The sequence below is a fragment of the Streptomyces bugieae genome (assembly GCF_036352915.1).
Taxonomy (GTDB): Bacteria; Actinomycetota; Actinomycetes; order Streptomycetales; family Streptomycetaceae; genus Streptomyces; species Streptomyces endophytica.
Map to the genome: position 1 here is coordinate 347,071 of NZ_JAZBJP010000003.1, position 6,072 is coordinate 353,142.

The window sequence follows — 6,072 nt, forward strand, 5'->3', positions numbered from 1 at the left end:
TCAGCAGCGGGAGTTCATCAGATCCCGTGCTTTTTCAGGATCGCTTCGATGTCCGAGAAGTCATCCTTGGGAGCGCTGGTGGCCTGCGGGGCCTTCCCCTTGCCGGCCGGCCGGTCCGCCGTACGCCCCGCGCCGAGGGACGGTACGGACGCACCCGGAGCCACCGCGTCGGGCGTGGCGCCCCCGGCCGCCTTGCGGTCCTTGCGGGCGCCGATCCCGCCCCGGCGGCGCTCCACGGTCCGGCTGATCATGAAGAGCAGGAACGAGAGCGCGAGCAGGCCGAAACCCGCCCAGACCGTGGGCTTGAAGACGATGTTGGTGACCCAGTCGATGACGCCGGTCATCACCAGGCCGATCGGGATCAGGGAAAAGGCGGCGATGCGGGTCGCGGCGAGGAAACGCTTGCGGTACGCCGTCAGCGCGGCGATGCCCAGGCCCGCTGCCGACACCGCGGCGCAGACGGTCGAGGTGAGCATCCGGTCCTCCTGCCGGTGAAAGGGCGAGCAGTGCCTCTGCTCCCCTCCATCCTGCCCTGTCCGGGCCCGCCCGGGCCATGTTCCGGCGCCGGCTTCAGGGTCTTCTCCGGGTCACCCTCATCCCCAGGTCCGGGTTCGGCCACCAGGGGGCGGGCTGGGAGACTGGCCCCATGAACGACGCCACCACCCCCGACCTCCCCCAAGCTCTCGACTTCGCTCGAGCAGGGGGTACCCCCATCGTCCTCGACGTGTGGTGTGAGCTGCAGTGCCCGGACTGCCACGCCGCGCTGGCGGACCTGCGGGCGCTGCGCGAGCGCTACGGCGACCGGCTGGACATCCGGCTGCGCCACTTCCCCCTGGCGAAGCACAAGCACGCCTACGCCGCGGCCCAGGCCACCGAGGAGGCGCTGGTGCAGGGGCAGGGCTGGCCGTACGTCGAGGCGGTGCTGGCGCGCACCGAGGAGCTCGCCGCGCGCGGCGAGAAGCTGCTGCTGGAGGTCGCCGGTGAGCTGGGGCTGGACGCCGAGGAGCTGGACACCGCGCTGATCGACGGGCGGCACCTGCTGATCGTCGACGCCGACGAGGCCGAGGGGAAGGCGATCGGCGTGACCGGCACCCCGACGTACGTGATCGACGGGGAGCGGCTGGACGGCGGCAAGAGCCAGGAGGGGCTGCGCGCCCGGATCGAGGAGATCGCCGACCGGCTGCTGGCCGGACAGGACCGAGCCGACCAGGATTGAGCCGGCCGGGGCCGCGCCGCCCCGGGGCGCCGTGGGGCGGCCGCCCGCCCTACAGGATGGGCTTCCACAGCAGGTACCCGGTGGGCCGGTAGCCCAGCGACTCGTAGAGCCCGAGGGCCGGCGCGTTGCCCGCGTAGACGTTGAGGCCGAGGGTGGTGCGGCCGGCCTCGAGGCTCTCGCGCTCGGCGATCAGCATCAGCGTGCGGCCGTGTCCCCGCCCCCGATGGTCGGGGCCCACCTGCACGTCGACGACGTAGCCGCCCGGCTGCTCCGGCATCCGCAGGGCGAGCCAGAGGTGCCCGACGTCGGCGCCGCCGTGGGACAGGATCCGCAGGACCTGGTCGGGGGTCTGCGCCCCGTCCGGCAGCAGGGCACGGTGGCCCTTCACCGAGAGGTCCTCGGCGCGGGCCCGGGACATCCCCTGGCCGGTCTGGACACGGATGTGCTCGGCGAGCGCGGCGTCCCGCCAGGCCGGGTACTCCGCCTCGCCCAGCGGCCGGTCGGTGACGTCCGCGGGCAGCCGCGGCGGCGCGTCGAGGGGCTTGCCCAGGGTCCGGCTGCGCTCGGTGTAGCCCAGGGCCGCCGCGAGCCGCAGCGCGGCCTCCGCCTCGGCCGGGACGGTCACCTCGATCTGGCGGCAGCCCCAGCCGCGCAGCACCTCCTCGGCGGCGAGCGCGGCGACCGTGGCCCGGCCGCGGTGCCGGTCCGGCGGGTCGATGGCCAGGTAGGTGATCCGGCCGGCCGTCGGCCCGAAACGGGCGTCGGTCGACAGCCGGACCGTGCCGACCCGCCGGCTGTTGACGCAGACGTCGTACGGGCGGGCCCGGGTGCCGTCGTCGTGGTGTTCCTCGGGTCCCGCGGGGCGCAGCGTAGTGGTCACGGGGACTTTCTACTCGCCCGTGCGCGGGCCCGTCATCACCCCGTACGGGGTGAGGTGCTCACCGCGGGTCGATCTCGGCGGCGGACTGCTCGTCGAAGATCCGCATGGCCGCGGCGGTCACCGGGCCCGGCCCGTCGGACAGTTGGCGGCCGTCGATCCGGGTCACGGCCTGCACGTCGCGGAGGGTGGACGTCAGGAAGATCTCCTCGGCCCGCTCCAGGACGTCCAGCGGCAGATCGGTCTCCTTGGCGCCGGCCCAGGAGACGGTCAGGGCCCGGGTGATGCCCGCCAGGCAGCCGGAGGCGAGCGGCGGGGTGTGCAGTTCGCCGTCCAGGACGACGAAGACGTTGGAACCGGTGCCCTCGCAGAGCGCGCCGACGGTGTTGGCGAACAGCGCCTCGGTGGCGCCCTGTTCGCGGGCCCGGGCCAGGGCGACGACGTTCTCGCCGTACGAGGTGGTCTTCAGGCCGGCCAGCGCGCCGCGTTCGTTACGGGTCCAGGGGACGGTGACGGCGGCGGTGGTGTCGGGGCGGCGGGTGGTCGCGGAGAGCGCGACGACGAGCGTGGCGCCGGCGTCGCCGCGGTCCGAGCCGAGCGGGGACTCGCCGCCGGTGTAGGTGATCCGCAGCCGGCCCAGCGGCATCGGGTTGGCGTCGAGGACCGCCTCGCAGCCGCGCCGCACCTCGTCGAGGTCCGGGGCGGGCAGGCCGAGGCCGCGGGCGGAGGTGGCGAGGCGCTCCAGGTGGCGGGTGAGGGCGAAGGCGCGTCCGTGGTCCGCCTTGACGGTCTCGAAGACGCCGTCGCCGACCGTCAGCCCGTGGTCGAAGACCGAGACGCGGGCGTCCTCGGCGTTCCGCAGTGACCCGTCCAGCCAGATCCTCATCGCTCTCCTCCGCTCGGCTCGTTGCGTCCCGACGCTACCGCGAGCAGTCGGCTCGCCTTCAGTTCGGTCTCCGCCCATTCCCGCTCGGGGTCGGAGTCCCAGATGATCCCGGCCCCGGCGCCGAAACGGAGGACCGGCCCGTCGGCGGGGGTGCGGTCGATCCAGAAGGTCCGGATGCCGACCGCGAGCTCGCCGGTGCGGCGGTCGGCGTCGACCCAGCCGATGCCGCCGCAGTACGGGCCGCGGGGCGCGGTCTCCAGTTCGTCGATGATCCGCAGGGCGCTGGACTTGGGGGCGCCGGTGACCGAGCCGGGCGGGAAGGTGGCGTCCAGCAGGTCGGCCCATGCGCTCTTCTCGTTGGCGACGTCCAGTTCGCCGCGCACCGTGGAGACGAGGTGCACCAGGCCGGGGTGCTCCTCGACCGCGCAGAGTGCCGGGACGGTGACGGTTCCGGTGGCGCAGACCCGGCCGAGGTCGTTGCGGACCAGGTCCACGATCATCACGTTCTCCGCCCGGTCCTTGTCCGAGAGGTCCGCGGCGGTCCGGCCGGTGCCCTTGATCGGGCCGGACCACACGGCGCGGTCGTCCCGCCGCAGATAGAGCTCCGGGGAGGCGCTGGCGATCTCCACGCCGTGGCCGGGCAGCCGGATCGTGCCGGCGTGCGGGGCGGGGTTGCCGCGGGCCAGCACCGCGGACAGCGCGTCGACGTCGGCCCGGTCCGGGTCGGGCAGCGGCGCGCTCAGCACCCGGCAGAGGTTGACCTGGTAGACGTCGCCGGCCGCGATGTGTTCGCGGACCCGCCGTACGCCGCGGACGTAGGCGTCGCGGTCCAGGGAGCTGACCCAGGCGTCGCGCGCGGGGCCGTGCCAGGTGCCGGGGGCGGGGGCGTCGGCCGGGTTCGCGGGCCGTACGTCGGCGAAGCGGGCGCAGACCACCTGGCCCTCGAAGTCGGCGGCCACCGCCCACCAGCCCGTCGAGTCGAGGGCCGCGGGATCGCTGGTCACGTCCCGTAGATCGGTGGCTATCAGGCCGCCGAAGCGGGCCATGGGAGCGAAGTCGTGCACGTCAGCGAGTCTATGGCGGGGGCCCCGGGCGCGCCTGTGCCGGGCGAGCAGCGCAGCACGCTGCACAAACGCGTTTTTGTACTGGCCCCGGAATCCGCTAGAGTTCAACACGTCGCCGGGACGCGGAAGCGCCCCGGAGGCCCGGTAGCTTCCCGGACGTAGTCTGGGAGAGACACCTGCGGACGTAGCTCAGTTGGTAGAGCACCACCTTGCCAAGGTGGATGTCGCGAGTTCGAGTCTCGTCGTCCGCTCGATGTGGGGGATCTTCCCGAACCCCCTCACTCCTGGTGGAGTGGCCGAGAGGCGAGGCAACGGCCTGCAAAGCCGTCTACACGGGTTCAAATCCCGTCTCCACCTCCAAGGACGATTAGCTCAGCGGGAGAGCGCTTCCCTGACACGGAAGAGGTCACTGGTTCAATCCCAGTATCGTCCACTGGTCCGGCTCCGGCCGGGCCCCCGCGCGATTAGCTCAGCGGGAGAGCGCTTCCCTGACACGGAAGAGGTCACTGGTTCAATCCCAGTATCGCGCACGCAACCGTGGGTCTTCGTGATCCATGGTCCCGAGGACGATTAGCTCAGCGGGAGAGCGCTTCCCTGACACGGAAGAGGTCACTGGTTCAATCCCAGTATCGTCCACACGCAGCCCGAGGGCCGGAGCGATTCGCTCCGGCCCTCGGCTTTTGTGCCGTGCCGGTCACGGGCTCCGGCCCGGCCGGCCGGCTGTGGCCGTGCCGGCCGGGCCGGGTGCGACGGTTCAGGACGAGAACAGCATGTGGCCGAGGCCCCGGTGATGACCGTGGTGCCCATGGTGACCGTGGTGTCCGTGATGCGGGGCACCCCAGGCGGGAGCGGCGGGGTACGCCTGCGGGGCGGGCGGCGGGGCCTGCTGGACCCACTGCGACTCCAGGCGGGTCAGCGCCTCCAGCTCCCCGAAGTCGAGGAAGATCCCCCGGCAGCCGGCGCACTGCTCGATCTGGACACCATTGCGGTTGTACGTGTGCATCGGTGCATGGCACTTGGGGCACTGCATCGTCGGCTCAACTCCTGTCGTTCGCTGCCGCTCGGCGCGGCGCCACCGGAACGGCCTTCCGGTGGCGTGGGGTTCAGCGTACGACGGGCCCGCCAGGTGCCAACTGCTGCGGCAGGGACGCCATCCGGGCGCAGGCGTCGATGACCGCGGTCGCGGCCTCGTCCAGCGCCCGCTCCCCGGTGACGGCCTTGGCGACGGCGAGCGCGGCGGTCTGCACGGTCAGGGCGCGGGCGGGGACCTCCAGCTCGGGCCAGGGGTCGCCGTCGGGGCGCAGCGCCGGTCCGCCCGCCGCGCGGTAGGCCGTCAGGAAGCGCGTCCAGATGTCGGGGGCGAGCAGGCCGGTGGCGAACCAGGCGGCGGGACGGGCCAGGTCCCAGGCCCCGTCGCCGAGGCCGAGGTCGTCGACGTCGATCAGGAGCCAGCGGCCGTCGGCGGCCGGGTGGCGGACCAGCTGGCCGAGGTGGAGGTCGCCGTGGCAGAGGGACGCCGCACGCGGGGGCGGGGCCTCGCCCCGGGCCCAGGGCGGCAGCCCGTACCAGGCCCGTTCGACGGCCGCGGCGGCCGCGCGCAGGGGTCGCGGGACGGCGTCCTTCGGCCCGGCGTCCACTGCCGCGCGCAGCCGGGTCAGGGCGCGGGCGGCCTTGGCGGGGCCGCGCATCGGCGGGACCGGGCCGGGGAGTTGGCGCGGATCGACGGCGTGCAGCCGGGCCAGCAGGCGGGCGGCGTCCTCCCAGGGCGCCGCGGCGGGGTCGTCGGGCGCGACCGGGGTGCCGTACGGCCAGCGGGACAGCGCCCGGCCCTCGTCGGTGAGGACGAGGAAGCCGTCGGGGGCGGTGAGCGGGAGCGGGGGCAGCAGGATCCCGTGCAGGAGGGGGTGCGCGGCGATCCGGAGGCGGGCGGCGAGGTCGTGCGGGTCGGCGTCGGGGGCGTGTGCCTTGGCGACCGTACGGCCGCTGCGGACGACCGTGCCGTCGGGGCGGTCGGCGAGGACCTGGGGGT

7 protein-coding genes and 5 tRNA genes are annotated in these 6,072 nt (G+C 73.9%); 6 read left to right on the forward strand and 6 right to left on the reverse strand.

Annotation, left to right across the window (positions count from 1 at the left end):
* Positions 1-17: 17 nt before the first annotated feature.
* Positions 18-476, reverse strand: coding sequence for a hypothetical protein (locus V2J85_RS11745; protein WP_261952527.1), 459 nt, complete (start codon positions 474-476; stop codon positions 18-20).
* 170 nt (positions 477-646) lie between these two features.
* On the opposite strand from V2J85_RS11745, the gene V2J85_RS11750 reads away from it, so the two are divergent.
* Entirely contained in the window at positions 647-1,216 is a 570-nt protein-coding gene (locus V2J85_RS11750; RefSeq protein ID WP_330821539.1) for a DsbA family protein, read from the forward strand.
* A 49-nt stretch (positions 1,217-1,265) separates the two neighbouring features.
* Here V2J85_RS11750 and V2J85_RS11755 read toward each other — a convergent pair whose 3' ends face one another.
* From V2J85_RS11755 to V2J85_RS11765, 3 genes are read right to left on the reverse strand one after another with little or no spacing between them, the layout of a single operon-like run.
* Positions 1,266-2,096 (reverse strand): GNAT family N-acetyltransferase, encoded by an 831-nt coding sequence (locus V2J85_RS11755; RefSeq protein ID WP_330821540.1) that lies wholly within the window; start codon positions 2,094-2,096, stop codon positions 1,266-1,268.
* Between the two features lie 58 nt (positions 2,097-2,154).
* Entirely contained in the window at positions 2,155-2,979 is an 825-nt protein-coding gene (locus tag V2J85_RS11760) for an aminotransferase class IV (RefSeq protein ID WP_261952524.1), read from the reverse strand.
* Entirely contained in the window at positions 2,976-4,025 is a 1,050-nt protein-coding gene (locus V2J85_RS11765) for a chorismate-binding protein (RefSeq protein ID WP_261957207.1), read from the reverse strand. The genes V2J85_RS11760 and V2J85_RS11765 overlap by 4 nt, the downstream gene beginning before the upstream one ends.
* A gap of 196 nt (positions 4,026-4,221) precedes the next feature.
* Between V2J85_RS11765 and V2J85_RS11770 the strand changes: the two genes are divergently transcribed.
* The 5 genes from V2J85_RS11770 to V2J85_RS11790 all read left to right on the forward strand — a co-directional run bounded on the left by V2J85_RS11770 (position 4,222) and on the right by V2J85_RS11790 (position 4,679).
* Positions 4,222-4,294, forward strand: a tRNA-Gly gene (locus tag V2J85_RS11770).
* Between the two features lie 35 nt (positions 4,295-4,329).
* Positions 4,330-4,403 (forward strand) — tRNA-Cys (locus tag V2J85_RS11775).
* A gap of 1 nt (position 4,404) precedes the next feature.
* Positions 4,405-4,476: transfer RNA gene (locus V2J85_RS11780), tRNA-Val, on the forward strand.
* A gap of 25 nt (positions 4,477-4,501) precedes the next feature.
* A tRNA-Val gene (locus V2J85_RS11785) sits at positions 4,502-4,573 on the forward strand.
* A 34-nt stretch (positions 4,574-4,607) separates the two neighbouring features.
* Positions 4,608-4,679, forward strand: a tRNA-Val gene (locus tag V2J85_RS11790).
* Positions 4,680-4,797: 118 nt separating this feature from the next.
* On the opposite strand, the gene V2J85_RS11795 is transcribed toward V2J85_RS11790, so the two are convergent.
* Positions 4,798-5,073 carry a TFIIB-type zinc ribbon-containing protein gene (locus V2J85_RS11795; protein ID WP_261952523.1) on the reverse strand — a complete coding sequence of 92 codons (276 nt, stop codon included), beginning with the start codon at positions 5,071-5,073 and terminating at the stop codon, positions 4,798-4,800.
* Between the two features lie 73 nt (positions 5,074-5,146).
* The coding region (locus V2J85_RS11800) for a phosphotransferase family protein (RefSeq protein WP_330821541.1) at positions 5,147-6,072 on the reverse strand (926 nt) is incomplete at its 5' end.